Source organism: Mesorhizobium sp. M0062, from assembly GCF_040323125.1.
Lineage (GTDB): Bacteria > Pseudomonadota > Alphaproteobacteria > Rhizobiales > Rhizobiaceae > Mesorhizobium.
In genome coordinates this window covers 1-19,397 of the sequence record NZ_JAMYUO010000032.1, presented here as the reverse complement: position 1 = coordinate 19,397, position 19,397 = coordinate 1, and the positions used below count along the sequence as shown (strand labels likewise).

At 64.1% G+C, this 19,397-nt stretch carries 14 protein-coding genes and 1 tRNA gene; 7 read left to right on the top strand and 8 right to left on the bottom strand.

Annotated features, from left to right (window positions below; all coding sequences use genetic code 11):
• Positions 1–2: 2 nt before the first annotated feature.
• Positions 3–1,763 (bottom strand): adenylate/guanylate cyclase domain-containing protein, encoded by a 1,761-nt coding sequence (locus NKJ64_RS27015; protein ID WP_023829862.1) that lies wholly within the window; start codon positions 1,761–1,763, stop codon positions 3–5.
• A 290-nt stretch (positions 1,764–2,053) separates the two neighbouring features.
• On the opposite strand from NKJ64_RS27015, the gene NKJ64_RS27010 reads away from it, so the two are divergent.
• Both NKJ64_RS27010 and NKJ64_RS27005 read left to right on the top strand, forming a co-directional pair.
• Positions 2,054–5,338, top strand: coding sequence for an adenylate/guanylate cyclase domain-containing protein (locus NKJ64_RS27010; RefSeq protein ID WP_352463613.1), 3,285 nt, complete (start codon positions 2,054–2,056; stop codon positions 5,336–5,338).
• Positions 5,339–5,358: 20 nt separating this feature from the next.
• Positions 5,359–6,039: a redoxin domain-containing protein gene (locus NKJ64_RS27005; protein WP_023672127.1), complete on the top strand. Its 681-nt coding sequence runs from the start codon at positions 5,359–5,361 to the stop codon at positions 6,037–6,039.
• Between the two features lie 20 nt (positions 6,040–6,059).
• Here the strand turns inward: NKJ64_RS27005 and NKJ64_RS27000 are convergent, their stop codons facing one another.
• Positions 6,060–8,282 carry an SAM-dependent methyltransferase gene (locus tag NKJ64_RS27000; RefSeq protein WP_352463612.1) on the bottom strand — a complete coding sequence of 741 codons (2,223 nt, stop codon included), beginning with the start codon at positions 8,280–8,282 and terminating at the stop codon, positions 6,060–6,062.
• A gap of 129 nt (positions 8,283–8,411) precedes the next feature.
• A tRNA-Gly gene (locus NKJ64_RS26995) sits at positions 8,412–8,486 on the bottom strand.
• Positions 8,487–8,702: 216 nt separating this feature from the next.
• On the opposite strand from NKJ64_RS26995, the gene NKJ64_RS26990 reads away from it, so the two are divergent.
• From NKJ64_RS26990 to NKJ64_RS26975, 4 genes are all read left to right on the top strand, one after another.
• A complete protein-coding gene (locus NKJ64_RS26990; RefSeq protein WP_023672125.1) occupies positions 8,703–9,200 on the top strand; it encodes a prolyl-tRNA synthetase associated domain-containing protein in 498 nt (165 codons plus the stop codon).
• 80 nt (positions 9,201–9,280) lie between these two features.
• Positions 9,281–10,288, top strand: a complete 1,008-nt coding sequence (gene trxA / locus NKJ64_RS26985; RefSeq protein ID WP_023672124.1) for a thioredoxin — start codon at positions 9,281–9,283, stop codon at positions 10,286–10,288.
• Between the two features lie 111 nt (positions 10,289–10,399).
• Positions 10,400–11,071 carry an LON peptidase substrate-binding domain-containing protein gene (locus NKJ64_RS26980; protein ID WP_023672123.1) on the top strand — a complete coding sequence of 224 codons (672 nt, stop codon included), beginning with the start codon at positions 10,400–10,402 and terminating at the stop codon, positions 11,069–11,071.
• Between the two features lie 30 nt (positions 11,072–11,101).
• Positions 11,102–11,344 (top strand): Trm112 family protein, encoded by a 243-nt coding sequence (locus NKJ64_RS26975; RefSeq protein WP_023672122.1) that lies wholly within the window; start codon positions 11,102–11,104, stop codon positions 11,342–11,344.
• Between the two features lie 120 nt (positions 11,345–11,464).
• Here the strand turns inward: NKJ64_RS26975 and NKJ64_RS26970 are convergent, their stop codons facing one another.
• The 3 genes from NKJ64_RS26970 to NKJ64_RS26960 are packed head-to-tail and all read right to left on the bottom strand — an operon-like array spanning position 11,465 to position 17,206.
• Positions 11,465–14,737 carry an error-prone DNA polymerase gene (locus NKJ64_RS26970; protein WP_023672121.1) on the bottom strand — a complete coding sequence of 1,091 codons (3,273 nt, stop codon included), beginning with the start codon at positions 14,735–14,737 and terminating at the stop codon, positions 11,465–11,467.
• Positions 14,734–16,212 (bottom strand): DUF6504 family protein, encoded by a 1,479-nt coding sequence (locus NKJ64_RS26965; protein WP_023736736.1) that lies wholly within the window; start codon positions 16,210–16,212, stop codon positions 14,734–14,736. The genes NKJ64_RS26970 and NKJ64_RS26965 overlap by 4 nt, the downstream gene beginning before the upstream one ends.
• Positions 16,154–17,206 (bottom strand): ImuA family protein, encoded by a 1,053-nt coding sequence (locus NKJ64_RS26960; RefSeq protein WP_023747409.1) that lies wholly within the window; start codon positions 17,204–17,206, stop codon positions 16,154–16,156. Before NKJ64_RS26960 ends, NKJ64_RS26965 begins: the two co-directional genes overlap by 59 nt.
• 229 nt (positions 17,207–17,435) lie before the next feature.
• Here NKJ64_RS26960 and NKJ64_RS26955 point away from each other — a divergent pair, with 229 nt between their 5' ends.
• Positions 17,436–17,858, top strand: a complete 423-nt coding sequence (locus NKJ64_RS26955; RefSeq protein WP_023818359.1) for a metallopeptidase family protein — start codon at positions 17,436–17,438, stop codon at positions 17,856–17,858.
• Between the two features lie 163 nt (positions 17,859–18,021).
• On the opposite strand, the gene NKJ64_RS26950 is transcribed toward NKJ64_RS26955, so the two are convergent.
• Both NKJ64_RS26950 and NKJ64_RS26945 read right to left on the bottom strand, forming a co-directional pair.
• Entirely contained in the window at positions 18,022–18,228 is a 207-nt protein-coding gene (locus NKJ64_RS26950) for a DUF1737 domain-containing protein (RefSeq protein WP_023673921.1), read from the bottom strand.
• A gap of 39 nt (positions 18,229–18,267) precedes the next feature.
• On the bottom strand, positions 18,268–19,164 hold the full coding sequence (locus tag NKJ64_RS26945) for an HpcH/HpaI aldolase/citrate lyase family protein (RefSeq protein ID WP_023829856.1): 897 nt from the start codon (positions 19,162–19,164) through the stop codon (positions 18,268–18,270).
• Positions 19,165–19,397: the final 233 nt, after the last annotated feature.

The following is a 19,397-nucleotide window of genomic DNA, read 5'->3' as shown; positions in this document are numbered from 1 at the left end:
CGTCATTGCACCACACCGGCCTTGCGGAGCCCCTCTACCATCAGTTCGAAATCGGCAGGGTTCTTGTAAGGCAAGACCTTGCGACGGTGTTCCAGCGAATAGGCGGGATTGACGCGAAGCAGGTCCTGCCATGCCGTATGGGCCTCCTCCAGACGGCCCAGATGGCCGTAGGTGGCGGCCAGAAGCGCGCGCGAGAGGTCGGTGACAGCGTTGCGAGCCAGCCGTTGCAGCAAGAGGTCGACCGCCTCTTCGTACCTTCCCAGTTGAAACGATGCCAAAGCCTGGAAGTGCAGAAGCACATCCGGGAAGTATGGATTCAAGGTCTTTCCCCGGGCGAAACTCTCTAGCGCCTCCGCGGGTCTACCCGAATAATACAGCGCCTCGCCGCGGGCGACGTGCGCTTCGGCGAAGTTCGGATTGAGGGCTATCGCGCGCTCGACCTCGCCGATGGCCTCATCGTGCCGTCGTGTGTAAAGCTTGGCCGATGCCAGCGCCCAGTGCGCCCAGGGATCGCTGTCATCCAGCGTTACCGCTCGCGTTGCTGCCTCTTCCGCTTGCGCCATCGAGTCCGACGCACCCCACCTGTTGAGGTAGTCGAGCCCGTACGTGAGGGCTAGGAAAGCGTGGGCAGAGGCAAATTTCGGGTCCAGTTCGATGGCCCGCTGCAAGAGCTCGCGGGCCGCGACGTTCGTGTCCTTCGTCAGCCGGTGCCACAGCTCTCGGCCCCGCAGGAAACAGTCATACGCCTCCGGGTTGCGCTGGTGTTCGGGCGCCAGCCGCAGACGGTCATCCTCGGTCAGATTGAGCGCCAGCGCACCGACGATGTGCTGCGTCACGTCATCCTGCACGGCGAATATGTCGGTCAGATCGCGATCGAACCGCTCCGCCCAAAGATGGCCGCCTGAAATTGCATCGATGAGCTGCGCGGTGATGCGTACCTTGTTCCCCGACTTGCGTACGCTGCCTTCAAGGACATAGCGCACGCCGAGCTTCTTGCCGACATCCTGCACATGGACGTTCTGGCCCTTGAAGATGAACGACGAATTGCGAGCGATGACGAAGAGCTGTGACAGTTTGGACAGCGCCGTGATGATGTCTTCGGAGATGCCGTCGGCGAAGTAGTCCTGTTCGGCATCACCGCTCATATTGGCGAACGGCAGCACGGCGATCGACAGTTTCGGCGGCGCTGCCGCAGCCGGAGGGCTCGTCGGGGTTTGCGAGGTCACGACCTTGGCCCCGGCGCCGACCTGCAGCGAATACACCCGGATCGGCTCGGCGATGTTCTTGAGCTGTGTGCTGCCGAGATCGCTGACCGAGAGGTCAAGCCTGGCCTTGACCTGGCGATAGGCATCCTCGGACAGGCAGATGGCGCCGGGCGCCGCAACGCCCTCCAGACGCGAGGCGATGTTGACGCCGTCACCCATCAGGTCGCCATCGCTCTCTTCGACCACGTCGCCCAGATGGATGCCGATCCTGAACTCGATGCGGCGCTCCTGCGGTACGCCGGCATTGCGCTCAACCATACCGTTTTGAATCTCAACGGCGCAGCGCACGGCATCCACCACACTGCGAAACTCAACCAGCGCCCCATCTCCGGTACGCTTGATAACCCGCCCGTGGTGCACTGCAATGATCGGATCGATCAGGTCGCTGCGCAGTGCCCGCAACCTCGCCAAGGTACGATCTTCGTCCGCGCTCGCGAGCCGGCTGTATCCGACCACATCTGCAGCCAGGATTGCGGCCAGCTTACGGTTCTCGCTCATGGGTCGCCTCCTCATCTCCATCATAGCAGGAAGACGGCGGGACGAGGGAATTTTCGCAAATCACGGCCACGCAGCCGCCCGTATCGGCAGTGCTCCACCGCCGAACCCAGACCGATGCCCATTTGCGCTGCCGCTTGCCGGTTGACGACTATCGGTTCATCCTTGTGAATACCCCGGCCGTGACGAGCGTGGCGAGATCACGCGTCATGGCCCAAGGTCAAAGAGATAGAGCATGATGTCGTCCGAAAACCGCTTCACACTCTTCGGCATCATGCTCTGGTGAGGTGTCCATGAACTGCTCGGGCTGCGGTTTCGAGATCGAGGGCGGTTACGCCTTCTGTCCGAAGTGTGGCCGCCGCCAGCCCGTGCCATGCGCCAGTTGCGGCTACGCCTGCGCACCTGATTTCGAGTTCTGTCCTAAATGTGGGGCAAGCGTCGGTGCGTCCGCAAAAGCTGCCGAACGGCCTGCTCCGACACCAAGCCGCACCATTGCGCAGCCCTCTCGAGCTCCATCGCCGAACATCGAAAGCGAAGAGGGGCCGCATTCCGTCTCCGACGCCGATCGACGAACGGTAACGGTGCTGTTCGCCGATCTCTGCGGCTTCACGACACTCAGCGAGCAGCTCGACCCCGAGGTCATGCAGGCGCTGCAGAACGAACTGTTCAAGGAATTGACGGCGGCCGTGCAAGGCTTTGGTGGTTTCGTCGACAAATTCATCGGCGACGCTCTGCTCGCCTTGTTCGGTGCGCCGGTCGCGCATGAGGACGATCCGGAACGTGCGCTTCGAGCCGCTCTCGACATGATCGCCCGGACGGCGCGGCTCGGTGAAAGCACCCGCCACTCCGGCTCGCCGCTGCTGCTCCACATAGGCATAAACACGGGTCCGGTCGTTACTGGCGGATTGGGCATCGGCACCGCCAAATCCTATTCGGTGACCGGCGACACGGTGAATACGGCGCAACGCCTGCAATCGCTGGCTGCACCGGGTGAGGTGCTGGTGGGCGAACTCACGCACAGGCTGACCCGGCATGCCTTCTCGTACGAGTCGCTGGGCGATGTCGTCTTTCGCGGCAAGGCTGGCAGTGTGCTCGTCCACCGACTGGATGCACCGCTTGCGGCGCCGCGTGCAGCGCGCGGGCTCGAGGCGCTCGGCCTCAGTGCGCCCATAATAGGTCGTGATGCGGAGCTCAACAGAATGCTGGCGAGCCTTGACTTGGCGTGCGGCGGCTCGGCCCAGCTTGTCCGCCTCGTCGGCGAAGCCGGTATCGGGAAGTCGCGGTTGGTGAAGGAGTTCGTCGCCCGCGTCGGCGACGAGGATCGTTTTCGCAACGTCGCCGTGCGGCAGGCCACGTGCTCACCGCTGGGTGAACAATCATTTGGCGCCCTGGGTGCAGTGGTGCGCAGCGCTGCCGGGATGATGCAAAACGACAATGGGGACGAAATGCGGGGCAAGCTCGCAGCCTTGCTTGCCGATCTCGGCCTGCAGGGCGAGGAGGCGAAGCGGCTGATGCCTTTGCTCTACCATGTGCTTGGCCTCGGCGACCCCGATGCCACCTTGCAGCATGTCGAGCCCGAGCAGCTGCGGCGGCAAATTCTCTACGCGGTCCGCACAATCATGGAACGGCGGCTTGCGTTGTCGCCGCTGTTGATTGTCGTCGAAGACCTGCACTGGGCCGACTCCGTCTCGCTCGAGGCACTGCGTTTCGTGATGGACAGACTGGAACGCACGCGGCTGATGTTGCTGGTCACGCATCGTCCGGCGTCGGACAACGACCAACTCGACTCAAGTCGGGTCAGCCACACAGCGCTCAGGCTTTCGCCGCTCGACAGCGATGACGGACGCCGCCTGGTGGCGGCGCTTTTCGGCGAGAGCTGGGTAAACGCCGCAGGAGGGCTTCTCGACCAGATCCTCGAGCGCGCGGGCGGCAACCCGCTTTTCTTGGAGGAGATCGTTCGCGGCCTTATCGATCGCGGTGTATTGGTGCGCGAGGGCCAGCAATGGCGGACCGTGGCAGGCGAAGTCGCAACCGGCATCCCCGCCACGATCCAGGCAATGTTGCTTGCTCGCGTCGACCGGCTGCCGCAAGAGGTGCGCCGGTTGGCCCAGGAAGCCGCGGTAATCGGCCCGCGCTTCGATGCCACGCTTCTGAAAGCCGTGGCAGCCGACCCCGGCCGACTGGAAGCGGGCTGCGAACTGCTTTGCGATGCGGAAATCATCGAGGAAGTTGCCGGATCAGGCTCGGTCTCGTCGCAAAGCTACCGCTTTACGCAAACATTGTTGCAGGACGTGATCTACCAGAATCTGCTCCTGCAACGCCGGACCGACATCCACCGCCGGGTAGGTGCCGCCCTGGAGCAACTGTGCGGCGACAAGCCGGAACGGTTCGAGGATCTGGCCGTGCTCGGTCATCATTTCGCTCAGAGCGCCGAGCGGGAGAGGGGCGCGCATTACCTGCAGGCGGCGGGAGATCGCGCTGGCATGATATACGCCAATGACGACGCCCTTCGTTTCTACGAGCGAGCACTGACTGCGTTGGGCGCGATCGGGCAAACACCGCTCAAACTGGCAATTGCAGAGCGCATTGCGGATTTGAGCGGCCCGGCAGGCCGCCGCGAGATTGCACACCGCCACTACGAGGCGGTGCTGCAGGCCTATCGCGAGTCAGCCGATCGTGTCGCGGCGGCGCGCGTTTTGCGCAAGATCGGTCGGCTGTTTTGGGACGTGGGCAAGCGGGACGACGCGGAATCGCGCTACGCTGAAGCGGCAGCGCTCCTCGATGGAGCGGATGCCCCGATCGAGCAGGCGCATCTCTGGCAAGAACGTGGCCGACAGGCGTTCCGCAGCGGAGATCACACTCTCGCGGCAAAATGGGCAGACGCGGCGCTGGATTGCGTACGCTCTCTGACAACGGAACATGTCTCCGATGATGCCACCCTCGTGACCGCCGAGGCACTTAATACCAAGGCTGTTGCGCTGGCTCGCCTTGGGCGAAACCATGAAGCCGTGCGTGAGGTTGAGCGCAGCATTGAATTGGCCGAAGCCGCCGGTCTGCTGGGCGCGGCCTGCCGCGGCTACACCAATCTCGGGGTGCTCTACACGACCATCGATCCGGCGAAGGCGATGGAGGTCTGTCGGCGCGGTCTTGAAGTGGCGCGCCGTATTGGCGATTTGGGTTTCCAGGCGCGCCTCCTCGCCAATCTGGCGGTAGCTTGTTGTACTTTCACGGATCGCTGTCCAACGGAGGGCGTGCCTGCTGCCGAGAAGGCCATCGAGATTGACCGGGCGCTCGACCAGCGCGAGCACCTGCCAGTGCCGTTGATCGTGCTTGGGCAGATCCACCAGTGCAACGGCCATCCGGAACTGGCGATCGGCTTGTTCCACGAAGCACTGGAGGTAGCCCGCGAAACGGGCGAGCCCCAACTGCTGTTTCCGTGCTATGATGGACTCGCAACGCTTAATCTCGACCTCGACAATCTGGCCGAGGCCGAACGCTACTTTTCCCTGGCGCAGGGTATATGCGCCCAGCACGGGCTCGACCCGGAAGCGCTTGTGGTGCTGCCTTTTCTCGACTAGCCGGGATAAGGGGGTTGGACATGTCCGCGCCTAGTGGATTGATACCGCTTCAACCGGGCGACCGGGCGCCGAACCTGATACTCGACGCCATTACCCAGGAAGGCAAGATTGCGCTTGACGACTTTCGCGGGCAAAAACCGGTGCTGGTCGGCCTGTTTCGAGGTCTGCATTGTGCGTTTTGCCGGCGCCACATCGCCGCTCAGGCGCGTCTCGATCCGGAGCTGCGCGAAAAGGGCGTGGAGAGCCTGACGGTGGTCAACACGCCGATCGAACGGGCGCGGCTCTATTTCCGCTACCATCCAATGCCGAACCTGCTTGCGGCGTCGGACCCGGAACGCGCTTCACATCGTGCTTTTGGACTGCCCAATCTCGAATTCACCGAGAACGAGACGAACTGGCCGTACAAGGTCGCGATGGCAGCGGCACAGGACATGCGGGTCGACATACCTGGCGAATTGCCCGGTCCCATGGATCCGATGACAGCCGCCGCAATCCTCGACAAGAAGGACCACTACGAACTGACCGAAGCCGACGAGCAGATGATGGCCACGGGACACGGACAACTGGTTGGTCAGTTCCTGCTGGACCGGCAGGGGATCGTCCGCTGGAGCTTCACGGAGGTCCCGGAGGGTGGGCGATACATGTTTGGCGCCCCAAACCCGAAGGAGCTGATGTCAGCCGTGTCGCAAGTCGCCCAATAATGAACTGACAAGTTCACCGTTTATCCGAGCACGGCCTCGACAGTGGCGACAAAGTCATCGAGCGAGCGGTCGCCGCGAATCTCGATGCGCGGAAGGTCGATGAGATCGCTATCGAGGTCCGCCGGCCCGTGCCTGCGGCCGAAGCCTACTCGATAGCCGCACTCCCTGGCCAGCCGGCCAAGCCGTCGGTCGGTGACGGAGAAGGGTGCCGCGAACGCCGTGGTTGGACGGCCGGTCCAGCGTTCGATGAACAGACGAGAGCGCAGGAGCTCAGCGGCCAGGTCAGCGCTCGACAGACCATCGATGGCGCGATGCGTCGCCATGTGGCTGCCGAAGAAGGCGCCTTCGGCAGCGAGGCGTCGCACCGTCCCGGCGCCCATAAGCGGCGTCGGCGGACCGATGTCGGTGTCCCACTTTGCACTTTCGCCCACCAGGTCCGTCACCAGGAACACTTCCGCGGTCAGGTCGTTGGCGCGCAAGATCGGCCAGGCATGGTCGGCGAAGTTCTGGAAGCCGTCATCGAAGGTGATGAGCACCGGGCGGCCGACGAAAGGCTGACGGTTGGTGATGAACTGCTCCAACTGCTCGGAGCCAATGGCGTGAAAGCCATTGGCGCGCAGCCATGCCATCTGGCTGGCGAATGCGGCGGGCGTGAGCCGAAAGCGAGCGAGCGCGGCCGGACCTTCATCGGCAACGCCGTGATACATGAGGACAGGGATATGCCGGCGCTGCTCGTTACGTGCGACGTCGCGGCGCAAGGCTCGCGCCCCACCCCAGACGATATTTCGCGCGACGCCGATTTCGATTGGCGCGCGGATCGGCACATGATCGATCACCGGGTCCGTCGCCACATCGCCCGGCGACAGGCGGCGGAAGCGGTCTATGCGGTAGAGCTCGGTCTGGATCGATTGCTCGAAGACGAGGCCTTCGGTCGCCGCCAGCGTCTCGGAGATCGCCTGGGCACCGAATGTGTTCCAGTCGAAGCCCGTCTTTTCGACATTGTCACGCAACACGAATGCGTGTGCGCTGATGAAGCTGCCGCCAGGCGCCAACGCCTCGGCGAATTTCCTGGCGATGCGCCGTAGCTCGGCGAGGTCATCCAAGTAGTAGAGCACTTCCGAACAGACGATCAGATCCATCTCACCCGGCAGCGTGTCGGCAGCGAAATCGAGTACGCCGAACTCGACATTCGGCTGATCGTTGCATCGGGCGCGGGCTCGCTCGACGGCTATGGCGGAAATGTCGGTTGCGGCCAGATGGCTCACACGCGGAGCCAGCTGCCGCGTGAAGTGGCCCTCCGCGCAGGCCAGTTCAAGCGCCCGCCCGATGGGACCGGGAGGCAGGATTTCGAGCTGGCGCTCGTATTTCTCCTGCTCATAGGACGAACCGTAGTTCCACGGATCCTCGGTCGCGAAATAGCTGTTCCAGAACGCCGTGCGATCCTTGTCGTGCTTGTCCGCGACCCGTGCGCGGCGCGGCGCAACAGGCTCTGACGGTTCAGCGCTCGACCGAACCAGGTCATGCGCCTGTGCGGCCAATTGCGCGAGTTTGCCGAAGTGGCTGTCCTGATCGGGCTCGCTTCCCGCCATGGCAAACGATGCCTCGGCTGCAGGCGTGTTTGACGTGGTCGCGCCGGCGCCCTTTTGCGGTGCAGGCGATCCTCCCGCAAGCCGCTCAGCAGGCACTACATCCAGGATCAATTCAATCCAATGATCGCTTGTCACCGTCCCGAGTGCACCGAACTGCACTACAGCCTCGATCCGGCCATCCAGCATCAGATGGGCATAGATCTGATCGATGCCTTCCGGCAGTTCGGTCGCGGTCGGATTGCGAGCGTCGACGCGAATTCCGAGCGTTCGCGCCAGCCTGCGCGGCGTGGCAAGATCGTCGGGTTCGAGAAGCATTTGCTCAAGCTGGTACTGGACGCGGCGAGCCGCTGCGCAATTGTCCCAGATCTTGCCGAGTTCGATGATCAACGCGGTGGTTGCGCTGCCGAACGTCGCCCATCCGGCAGCCAATTGCGCCGGCACCGACAGGCTTCCTGCCATGAGGCCATCGAAGATTACCTTGGCAATCTCATGCGCCCACTTGCGTCCCGCCGGCAGTGCGCGCAGGGGCTGCGGGTCGATCAAGCGCGAGCCTGAGCCGCATTCGGACGCGGCGTTCCGCAACGCCAGCCAAGCAAGCGCTTCGGATGCGGTGCCGCCTTTCGCCGAAATTGAACCCGAGGGATTGTGCGCCACGCCGTCTTACCTGCGCCTGGTTCTGAGGGAGAACAAGTGTCCCGCAACGCGCTTACATCGCCGGTCTGGAAAAAGCAAAAGGCGCCCCGAAAGGCGCCTCTTCATCGCTTGATTCCCCCTGAAGGAAATTGGAGCGGGTGAAGCGATTCGAACGCTCGACCCCAACCTTGGCAAGGTTGTGCTCTACCCCTGAGCTACACCCGCTCACACGGCCCTTTGGCCGCAAGCCGGGCCTATATGGCTGAAGAGCGCGGCGATTGCAACAGGGAAATGACGGGCTTTTTGGTCGCGCCAAATCGCTTGGCGGAACCTTGTCGGCCACGCGGGTGGTTCATCGACTTCCCGCATGACGGTCTTGTCTCGGCGGCATCATTGGCCGTAAACGGCTTTGCCGCGCGCCGATACAGGGGAAGACCACCAATGCCGAAGACCGAAGCCGAGCTTTTCGCCTTTCTTGCCGATCTCGGCATATCAGTGTCGACCGTGCGCCATCCGCCGCTCTATACGGTGGCCGATTCGCAGTCGCTGCGCGGCGAGATACCGGGCGGGCACACGAAAAATCTGTTTCTCAAGGACAAGAAGGACAATTTCTTCCTGGTCAGCGTCGGCGAGGAGGCGGTCGTCGACCTGAAGCAGATCCACACGATGATCGGCGCCGCCGGCCGGGTGTCGTTCGGCAAGCCGGAGATGCTGATGGAGCTGCTCGGTGTCATTCCGGGCGCGGTCACCGTGTTCGGGCTGATCAACGACACCGAAAGACGGGTCAAAGTGGTGCTCGACCAGGATTTGATAGCACATGCGACAGTCAACGCGCATCCGCTGACCAATGAGGCGACGACGTCGATCGCGTCCGCCGACCTCATCAGATTCGTCGAGGCAACCGGACATGATGCTGCTATCTTGAAAGTCTCGGCTTGATCGCCACATGGATGGCGAAAACTGACCTCTAGTTAAGGACGTCGCGCTGCTCCGCTGGGCGCGATCGGAAGGGCGACGACATGAGCGACAACAACAATCCGTTTGGCGGCCAATTCGGCGGCAATTCTGGCCAGTACACCACGTCCGTGCAATATGGCGGCGCCGAGCCGGCCAAGTCGGCACTTGGCCCGACACCCGGCGCAGCACCTGCCGCTGGCGAGCTGATCAAGGACACCACGACCGCCACTTTCGCCGCCGACGTCATCCAGGAATCGCGCAAACAGCCGGTACTGGTCGATTTCTGGGCGCCGTGGTGCGGGCCCTGCAAGCAGCTCACGCCGCTTCTGGAAAAGGCGGTCAAGGCCGCCGGCGGCAAGGTCAAGCTGGTCAAAATGAACATTGACGATCATCCCTCGATCGCCGGCCAGCTCGGCATCCAATCGATCCCGGCGGTCATCGCCTTCAAGGACGGCCAGCCTGTCGACGGCTTCATGGGCGCCATCCCCGAGAGCCAGATCGCCGAGTTCATCACCAAGGTCGGCGGCAAGGGCAATGGTGCGCCGCCGGTGGCCGAAGCACTGGCCGCGGCGGCGGAAGCGCATGCGGCGGGCGATGCGCAGACCGCAGCCGACATTTACGACGCCATCCTGGCGCAAGCGCCGGAGACGATCGAGGCGATTGCCGGGCTGGGCGAGCTTCTGTTCGAGGCCGGCGACAGCGACGGCGCCGAGGCGCTGCTGGCAACGGCGCCGGAGGCCAAGAAAAATGCGCCGGCACTTGCCGCGCTGCGTGCCAAGATGACGCTGGCTGCGGAAGCGGCAGCACTTGGCAATCCAGCTGAATTCGAGCAGCGACTGGCCGCCAATCCCGGCGACCACCAGGCGCGTTTCGACCTCGCCATGATCCAGAACGCCAAGGGCGAGCGCCATGCGGCGGCCGACAATCTTCTGGCGATTATAAAAGCCGACCGGACGTGGAACGAGGACGGCGCCAGGGCGCAGCTGCTGAAACTGTTCGAGGCCTGGGGCATGACCGACGAGGCGACGCTGGCGGCACGGCGCAAATTGTCGTCGCTGCTGTTTTCCTGAGCCGTTTGCCGGCCAAATTGCCGGGGCGTGGCTGTCGGGCCTTGCGGTCGGCGGCCGCCGCGCCAGATTAGGCCGATAACATCGCGCCCGAAGCGGGTCGGAGGAGTGAAGGTGCAGGTCGGAAACGCATTTTACCGGGTCGGCAAGGATCTGCCGGCAACCATTCCGGTGTTTCCGCTTGCCGGCGCGCTGCTGCTGCCGGGCGGGCGCATGCCGCTCAACATCTTCGAGCCGCGCTACCTGCAGATGGTGGATGAGGCGATCGCCGGCGCGCGGCTGATCGGCATCGTCCAGCCCAGCCTCAATGGCGCGTTGCGCGCCGACGGGGAGCCGGAACTGTGCAATGTCGGCTGCGCCGGGCGCATCATCTCGATGGCCGAGAGCGGCGACGGCCGCTATCTGGTTTCGCTGCAGGGCGTCTGCCGTTTCCGCATCACCAGCGAATTGCCGGTGAAGACGCCTTTCCGGAAATGCAAGCTGGCGCCGTTCCTCACCGATCTTGCCGAAGACCAGGCGGCAAGCGAGGTCGACCGGCCGGCGCTGTTGAAAGCGTTTCGCGCTTATCTGCAGGCCAACGATCTCGAAGCCGATTGGGAAAGCGTCAGCCGCGCCGAGAACACCATGCTGGTCAATGCGCTGTCGATGATGGCGCCCTACGGACCGGCCGAGAAACAGGCGCTGCTGGAGGCGCCCGACCTGAAAGCCCGCGCGGAGACGCTGATCGCGATCACCGAAATGGCGCTGGCGCGCGAGAATGAGGACTTTGGCTCCAGCCTGCAATAAGGGCTGAGCCGATGGCTGAAGGGGGATCCAATGGCTGCGGATGGGCGTGACGGCAAGTCGGTCAATGTCGATCCAAAATTGCTGGAGCTGCTGGCCTGCCCGCTGACCAAGGGGCCGCTGGCCTGGGACCCGGTGCGCGGCGAGTTGATCTCGCGGCTTGCCAAGCTCGCTTATCCCGTGCGCGACGGCATCCCGATCATGCTGCCCTCGGAGGCGCGGACTATTTCGGCGGAAGACGTGCTGTCGCCGCCGCGATTGGGTGGGCCGGGCTGAAGGGCCAGGGGTGGTTCAAACGGACCTCAGCCTAAGAAGCCATTCTGTTGGCGATCCTTCGCGCCCCCCTCTGCCCTTGCCGGCATTAATGTCATGGGCTCCCGACCGCCCTGCACTTGCCTACTGAAAATTCCGCCCCTTGGGCATGACCCTTTCAGCTTTGTCCGAGAGGGTGGCAATGTCGGGCCGGGCAGCCGGCGTCATCTCTTCCAGCAGCACCGTCAGCCACGGCGTCAAATCCTCGATCTTCTCGGCGACGATGTGGATGACGTCGGATTCCGACTGCAGCTTGCCGGTGACCTTGACGAAGCGCGCGCCCATGACGATGGGCCGGAAACGGGTAAAGGTCCGCTCCCAGAAAATGACGTTGGCGACGGCCTTGTCGTCTTCCAGCGTCAGGAAGATCGCATTGCCCTTGCCGGGCCGCTGCCGCACCAGCACCAGGCCGGCGACCGAGACCCGCCTGCCGTCGCGCACCGAGCCGAGATTGGCATTGGGAATGACGCCGGCGCGGTCGAGCCGCTCGCGCAGGAAGGCGACCGGATGCGCCTTCAGCGACAGGCCGAGCGCGCGGTAGTCGTGGATGACGTGCTCGCCGAGCGGCATTGTCGGCAGTTTTGTCTCGGGCTCGAGTTCGCGCAGCCGGATCGCCGGCTGGTCGAACAGCGGCAGCCGTTCGGCGGCGCTCTTGCCATCCAGCGCGCGCACCGCCCACAAGGCTTCACGACGGTCGAGGCCGAGCGAGCGGAAGGCGTCAGCCTGCGCCAGTCTTTCGATTTCGCCGACATCGAGGCCCGAGCGCAGCCACACATCCCTGACGCTTGTATAGCCGGCGCCGCGCCGCGCGGTGAAAGCTTCCATACGCTTCTCGGCCAAGCCCTTGATCTGACGGAAGCCAAGCCGGACGGCGTACCGGGTCTTGATGACACCGCGCATTTCGGCATGGCGCCCCAGGATGCGGCCCGGATCGAATTGGGCTTTCTCCAGGGTGCAGTCCCAGTCGGAAAAATTGACGTCGACGTCGCGGATATCGACGCCATGGTCGCGCGCGTCGCGCACCAGCTGGGCCGGCTGGTAAAACCCCATCGGCTGCGAATTCAGGATCGCGGCGCAGAACACGTCGGGATAAAAGGTCTTGAACCAGCAGGAGGCATAGACGAGCAAAGCGAAGGAGGCGGCGTGGCTTTCGGGAAAGCCGTATTCGCCGAAGCCTTCGATCTGCTTGAAGCAGCGCTCGGCGAAGTCTTTGGTGTATCCCTTGCCGACCATGCCGTCGATCATGCGCTGGCGGTAATTGCCGATGGTGCCGGTGCGCTTGAAGGTGGCCATGGCGCGGCGTAGTTCGTCGGCTTCGCCGGGTTTGAAACCACCGGCGACGATTGCAATATTCATCGCCTGTTCCTGAAACAGCGGCACGCCGAGTGTCTTCTTGAGAATAGCCTCCAGCTCTGGCTTTTGATATTCAGCCGCTTCCTTGCCCTGCCGACGGCGCAGATAGGGGTGCACCATGTCGCCCTGGATCGGGCCGGGCCGCACGATCGCCACCTCGATGACCAGGTCGTAGAATTCGCGCGGGCGTAGACGCGGCAGCATCGACATCTGCGCGCGCGATTCGATCTGGAAGACGCCGAGCGTGTCGGCGCGGCAGATCATGTCGTACACGTCGTTCTCTTCCGGCGGCAGGGTGGCCAGCACATAGGGTCGGCCGTAATCATCCCGGGCCTTCGGATAATGGTCGGTGAGCAAGGTGAAGGCGCGCTTCAGGCAGGTCAGCATGCCAAGCGCCAGAATATCCACCTTCAGGATCTTCACCGCGTCGAGATCGTCCTTATCCCACTCGACCATCTTGCGCGCCTCCATCGCCGTCTTGACGATGGGGACGATCTCGTCGAGCCGGTCGCGGGTAATGACGAAGCCGCCGACATGCTGCGACAGATGCCGGGGAAAGCCCATGATCTCGTTGGCGTGGGCGATCACGTGACGGGTCGAGGTCTCGTTGCGGTCGAGGCCGCCGGCATGCGCCTCCTTCTCGCCGAGCTCCGAGGTCGACCAGCCCCAGATCGAACTGGAGAGCGCAATGCGGACATCGTCCGATAGGCCCATGGCCTTGGCCACCTCGCGCAGCGCCGAGCGGCCGCGATAGCTGATGACGGCGGCAGCCAGCGCGGTGCGCTTGGCGCTGTATTTGGAGTAGATGTACTGGATCACCTCCTCACGCCGCTCATGCTCGAAATCGACGTCGATGTCGGGCGGCTCGTTGCGCTCCTCGGAAATGAAGCGCTCGAACAACGTGTCGATGCGCTCGGGGCCGACCTCGGTGATGCCGATGCAGTAGCAGACGATCGAGTTGGCGGCCGAGCCTCTGCCCTGGCACAGAATGCCCTCATTGCGGGCGAACTGGACGATGTCGTAAACGGTCAGGAAATAGCGCGCATAATTCAGACGCTCGATCAGAGCGAGCTCCTCACTGATGCGCTGCAAGACGGAAGCGGGGACGCCCGCCGGATAGCGCGTGGCGGCCCCCTCCCTGGCCAGACGCTCTAGCTCGGCCTGCGGCCCAAGCCCTGATTGCGTCGGCTCGTCGGGATAATTGTACTGGAGGTCGCTGAGCGAGAAGGTCAGTTCGCCGGCAAAGCGCAGCGTCTCGGCCAGCGCCGGTGGATGGCGGCGGAAGAGACGGGCCATTTCCAGCGGCGGCTTCAGATGGCGCTCGGCGTTGGCCGTCAGCTCCAGCCCGACCTCGGCGACCGGCAAATTGAGGCGGATGGCGGTGAGCACATCTTGCAGCGAGCGGCGCTCGGCGCTGTGATAAAGCACGTCGTTGGTCGCCATCAGCGGCACGCCGGCGATGTCCGCCATGCCCGCCGCCTGCTCGATGCGGAAACGGTCATTGCCGCGATAATCCGGCGCCATGCCTAGCCGCAAATTAGCGCCGAAACGGTCTTTCAGTTGACGGACCAATGCCAGGGGATCGTCGGCATTCGCCGAGAGATCCGGCAGCACCGCCAGCGACAGCAGGTCGCCCCATTCGAGCAGGTCGCTGCGCTGGAGAAGGGTCGCGCCCTTCTCGTTTTCATCGCGCAAATTGGCTTGCGTCAGCATGCGGCAGAGATGGCCCCAGCCCTTGCGGTTCTGCGGATAGGCGAGAATGTCCGGCGTGCCGTCGCCGAACACCAGGCGGCAACCGGGGTGATAGGCGAGCTTCTCGACCTTGGCCTGCTGCCAGGCGCGCACGACGCCGGCCACCGTGTTGCGGTCTGCCAGTCCGATCGAGGAAAAGCCGAGGAATTTGGCCGCCACCACCAGCTCCTCCGGCTTGGAGGCGCCGCGCAGGAAGGAGAAGTTCGACTGGATGCCGAATTCCGCATAGGGGATGACGGTCAGCGCGTTCATGCGAAGACCCCATGCATGAACCAGCGCGGCGGCACCTGCGGGTTGCCATAGAGGCCTTGCCGGTAGAGCCAGTAGCGGCGGCCGTCGGCATCCTCGATCCGGAAATAGTCACGCGTCGATGTGAGCGGATCGCTTGACGTTTCACGCCACCATTCCGGCGCGATGCGTTCCGGCCCCTCGGCGCGCGCGACCCGGTAGAGCGCGCGGCGCCAGCGGAAATTCATCGGCGGACCCTCAGGCATTTCGGTGGCCGGCACCTCGATCGGCTCGGGCGAACGGAACAGCCGGATCGGCCGTTCCGGCGGGAAGATGGTTGCGCGCGGCGCGTCTTTCGAGCCCGGCTTCCTGAGCGGTGTTTTGCGTTGTGGCGCTTCCGAGAACGGGATGGTGGCGATGGCGCGCTCCGGCAGATGGCTCTCGAGGGCGACCGGTTTCAGCACCGCACTGTCGCCGAGCCTGGCGCGGATGCGGTCGGCAAAGAGTGCCATGTCGGCGCCGTCATCCTCGGTCTCGCCGGTCAAATCGGCCTGCTGCATGTCGAAGCCGGCGGCCGCCAGCACCGAAAGCCGCACCAGGTCGAAGCCGTAGCCGGCATCGATGTCCTGTTCGAGCGCGGCCAGCCGCTCATGGAACAGGCGCTGGATAAGCTTGGGTTCGCGCAACGGTCGCGAGGTACCGACAGCGATGCGGCTGACGGCGCCGTCGACGCGAAACAAAAGCAGCGCCAGCATCCTTGCGCCCTCGCCGCGGCGTTCGAGATCGGCCTTCAGCGTCACCGCCAGCAAGAGCACCAGCCGTTCGATCTCGGCGGTCAGCACGACCGGCTCGGCCAGGTGGCGTTCGACCGAAAGCGGGGCCACGGGCAGGCGCGGCGATACCGCCTCGTCGAGACGGCCGAGCGCCTGGTCGAGCCGCAACAGCAAGGTCGCGCCGAAGCGACGGGCGAGCGGCGCGCGCGGCGCTGCCATGATCGCGCCGGCGGTCCGCAGGCCGACGCTTTCCAAGCTGGCGCGGATATCGGCTTCGATGCGCAGTGCCGCCAGCGGCAAGGGGGCGAGCAGCGCTTCCTCCTCGCCGGAGACAACGATGCGGTTGCCGCAGAAGCGCGCCGCCGCCCAGGCTGCACCCGGCGTCGCGGCCAACCCGGCGCGGACATCGAAACCCTGCTGGAAAAACCGCGCAAGGATGTCGTCCAGCATGGCGCGCTCGCCGCCGAACAGATGCGTGCAGCCGGTGACGTCGAGATAAAGGCCATCAGTACCGTCGAGCGCCACCAGCGGCGTATAGCGATCGCACCAGTCGGCGAGGCCTTCGAGCAGCCGGCGATCGGCGTCCGGATCGGCCTCGACGATGTCGATCGAGGGATGCATGGCGCGCGCATCGGCAATGCCCATGCCAGGCTTCAGATGCAGCGCCTCAGCCCGCTCGTCGAGGGCCGATATGCGCTGGGCGTTGCGGTCGCGATGGCTGATCACGAGCGGTGGGTGAGATGGCGGCAGATGATCCGAAGGCCGGGAACGCCACGACCGTCCCAGGCGCTGGCGCAGGATCCGTTCTGCCGCCAGATGCGGGAACCACAGCGACAGAATTCTCTGCCCGTTTTTCGCGGGGCTTTCTTTCTTCGAATGCGTGTTCATCGGGATTCCACTCCAGTGTGAATTGTCCAGGCAGAGCGGTGCGGCTCTTGCCGATGCTGACGGTGAAGGCAGGCCGGCCGATCGAGCCGGCGAGCGACCCGGCGATCGTCCGGCGGCTCGCCGCTGGTGCAGCCGACACGATGAGGCGCACCGGGGCGGCGGTCGGCTCGGCTTCGCCGGCCTGGCGCAGCAGGAACACCGGCCGGCCGGCGTTTTGGGCGCGCGCGTGCAGCCGGCGCGTCGCGGTGAGGTCGAGCCGCTGCGGGCTGCCACGGATTTCGAGGATGATTGCGGCGAGCGCCGTCATCTTCGCGGCCTCCTCGGCTACCCACAGCGCATCGGTGAGTTTCGGCGCCTCGGAAAACAGCAATTGCTCCGGTGCGATACCGAAAATGCCCTGCAATCCCCTGGCATAGGGAAAGCCGGCCTCGCGAAAAATCTCCGATGTGCCGATCCACAGCACGGGCAAGGGCTGGCCCTTGAGGATCAGGCTGACAAGCGACAGCACAAAGCCGGCGACGGCCCCGGCATTGCGGGTCTCAAGGCCATGGATTTCGCTCAAGGCGGCTTTCGGAAGGCCGCCGCTGAGGGCCGCATCGAGGCGCTCGACGCCGGTGGCCAGGAAAGCATCCGGCGAAGCCACGGCAAGCCCGCGCCGGATGATGGTGACATCGGCATCGGGTTCAGGCGCGGCGTCGAGACCGCCGCCAGGACCCGCGCGCAGCCCCTCGCCAGCCGGCGCGGCCAGGCGCTCGGGCAGCGTTCCCTCGATCTTCGCGATCTGGCGGCGCAGGGCAAAAACAGTCTCCCGCGCCACGGCTGATGTCGCCATGACGGTCAATTTCTCTCACAACTGTTCCTGTTATGTTCCTATAGATTCCAGAGGGTGCCGGAAGAGTCAAGCGGAGTCAGAAGGAATTTATTCCTTGATCAAAGGTGACGAGGCCAACCTTGGACTTTGGTCGCAGCCATTCGGCGCAAAGAAACAGTCATCGGCCAGGTACCCGGTCCATTTGCCGAGTCCGGAGGGAAAGCCTATATGCCGGATCAAAGGACAAAGCATGGCCCGCATCTACAAGACCCGCACCTGGCACGATGAACTCTCGCCTTCGATCGAGGAGATCGAGTTTCTGGCGCTGGAGGCGTACGCACATCTGCCCGACGATTTTCGCAAGCTGACCGGCGAGATCGTCATCATGATCGCCGAATTCCCGACCGACGAGATCATGGACGATCTGTCGCTGGAGACACCGTTTGATCTGCTTGGCCTGTTCGAGGGCCGCGGCATCGCCGAGCGCTGGAACCCGCAGACCGGCGAAGGCCCGAACCGCATCACCCTCTACCGCCGCGCCATCCTCGACTACTGGGCCGAGAACGAAGAGACGCTGGGCGACATCGTCACCCACGTGCTGATCCACGAGATCGGCCACCATTTCGGCCTGTCGGATGATGATATGGAGAAAATCGAAGAGGCGGCGGAGTGAGGCTGCGCCGATATTCAGGTGAAGCCGGCCTGCGAACGGCAGCTTCCTGCGCTTCCGGTGCTCGCGTACTTTAAGTACGCTCCGCTCCGGTTCTCGGAAACCACTGTTCTCGGCTCGGCCTGACCTGAATCTCGACACAGCCTGCGTCCGTGCCTGGCAAAGCCTACCAGTCGCTCAGCTTGGTATCCGGCCCGTATTCCTGGCCGTCGATATCCTTCACCACCGCCTGGCCGCAGCGCATCGATTTGGTCTTCTTGTCGTAGGCGTAGGTCGGTGAGCCGTACAGGTGCCAGCCCTTGTTCAGCGCCGCGGTGACCTTGTGGCAGAAGGTTGAATCGTCGGGGGCGGACAAAAAGCGGTAAAGTCTCATGGGTCAGATCCTGTCGTGAGTTCGTCTTTTCGGGGCGGATCATGCGCCGATGGCGGCGGCCTTCGCCAGCAATTTCTCGGCCTGCGCCAGATGCAGCCGCTCGACCATCCTGCCGTTCAGAGCAATCACGCCCTTGCCGGCATTTTCCGGCAAGGCGAAGGCATCCTTCACCGCGCGCGCCTCGGCGAGAGCTTCGGGCGCGGGCGCAAAGGCGCGGTTGGCGGTTTCGATCTGGGCGGGGTGGATCAGCGTCTTGCCATCGAACCCCATGGCAGCGGCTTCCGTGCATTCGCGCGCAAACGCGTCGAGGTCGCGAAAATCGTTGGAGACGCCGTCGAGCATGTCGATGCCGCCGGCCCGCGCCGCCAGCACCATCTGCATCAGCCAAGGCACGAGGTAGCGCCGATCAGGCGTCGCCAGAATGCCGGTTTCCTTGACCAGATCGTTCGTTCCGGCAACGAAACAAGCTAGGCGCGAGGCCGGGTCGCGGCCGAGTTCGGCAATGGCGCCGATATTGAGCATGGCCTTGGGCGTCTCGATCATCGCCCAGAGCTTGACGCTGTCGGGGGCAAAATTATCGTCGAGCACGTCGCCGACTTCGAGGATATCGCGCGGCGTGGCGACCTTGGACAACAGGATGCCGTCGGGCTCGAATTTCGCCGCGGCGAGCAGGTCATCGTTGCCCCATTCGCTGGACAGCGCGTTGACGCGCACGATCATTTCGCAGCGGCGCCCATGCTGATTGGCAACTGGTCGGCTGGCGAAAATGCCGGCCAATTTGTCCCGCGCGGCGATCTTGTCTGAGGGCGCGACGGCGTCTTCGAGGTCGATGATCACGGCATCGCAGGCCAGCGTCGCGATCTTGGCCAGCGCCTTGTCATTGGAGGCGGGGACGTAAAGCACCGAGCGGCGCGGGCGGTAAGGTTCGCTTGTCATGGCCGATCTATGCCGCGTGGGGGCGGGGGAGGCAAGCGTCCGACCGGTACCTGATGACGAGCCAACTGCGAAAGCTTGCGCTGCCCCGCCCGTCCCGCAGCAGTTGCGGAAGGGGGGCCTTTCCTCTCCCCCGTCGATCGGGGGAGAGGTCGTTAGCGCAACACCAGCGCATTGGGGTGGGACGCGTGGCGTATGGGTTATAATTAAAAATACCACCCCCCCCGACCCACGCG

What these genes read in the sequence shown, in the direction of transcription:
- NKJ64_RS27015 (WP_023829862.1), bottom strand. Translation starts at nt 1,763, where the DNA reads ATGAGCGAGAACCGTAAGCTGGCCGCAATCCTGGCTGCAGATGTGGTC.
- NKJ64_RS27010 (WP_352463613.1), top strand. Translation starts at nt 2,054, where the DNA reads ATGAACTGCTCGGGCTGCGGTTTCGAGATCGAGGGCGGTTACGCCTTC.
- NKJ64_RS27005 (WP_023672127.1), top strand. Translation starts at nt 5,359, where the DNA reads ATGTCCGCGCCTAGTGGATTGATACCGCTTCAACCGGGCGACCGGGCG.
- NKJ64_RS26990 (WP_023672125.1), top strand. Translation starts at nt 8,703, where the DNA reads ATGCCGAAGACCGAAGCCGAGCTTTTCGCCTTTCTTGCCGATCTCGGC.
- trxA (WP_023672124.1), top strand. Translation starts at nt 9,281, where the DNA reads ATGAGCGACAACAACAATCCGTTTGGCGGCCAATTCGGCGGCAATTCT.
- NKJ64_RS26975 (WP_023672122.1), top strand. Translation starts at nt 11,102, where the DNA reads ATGGCTGCGGATGGGCGTGACGGCAAGTCGGTCAATGTCGATCCAAAA.
- NKJ64_RS26970 (WP_023672121.1), bottom strand. Translation starts at nt 14,737, where the DNA reads ATGAACGCGCTGACCGTCATCCCCTATGCGGAATTCGGCATCCAGTCG.
- NKJ64_RS26960 (WP_023747409.1), bottom strand. Translation starts at nt 17,206, where the DNA reads ATGGCGACATCAGCCGTGGCGCGGGAGACTGTTTTTGCCCTGCGCCGC.
- NKJ64_RS26955 (WP_023818359.1), top strand. Translation starts at nt 17,436, where the DNA reads ATGGCCCGCATCTACAAGACCCGCACCTGGCACGATGAACTCTCGCCT.
- NKJ64_RS26950 (WP_023673921.1), bottom strand. Translation starts at nt 18,228, where the DNA reads ATGAGACTTTACCGCTTTTTGTCCGCCCCCGACGATTCAACCTTCTGC.
- NKJ64_RS26945 (WP_023829856.1), bottom strand. Translation starts at nt 19,164, where the DNA reads ATGACAAGCGAACCTTACCGCCCGCGCCGCTCGGTGCTTTACGTCCCC.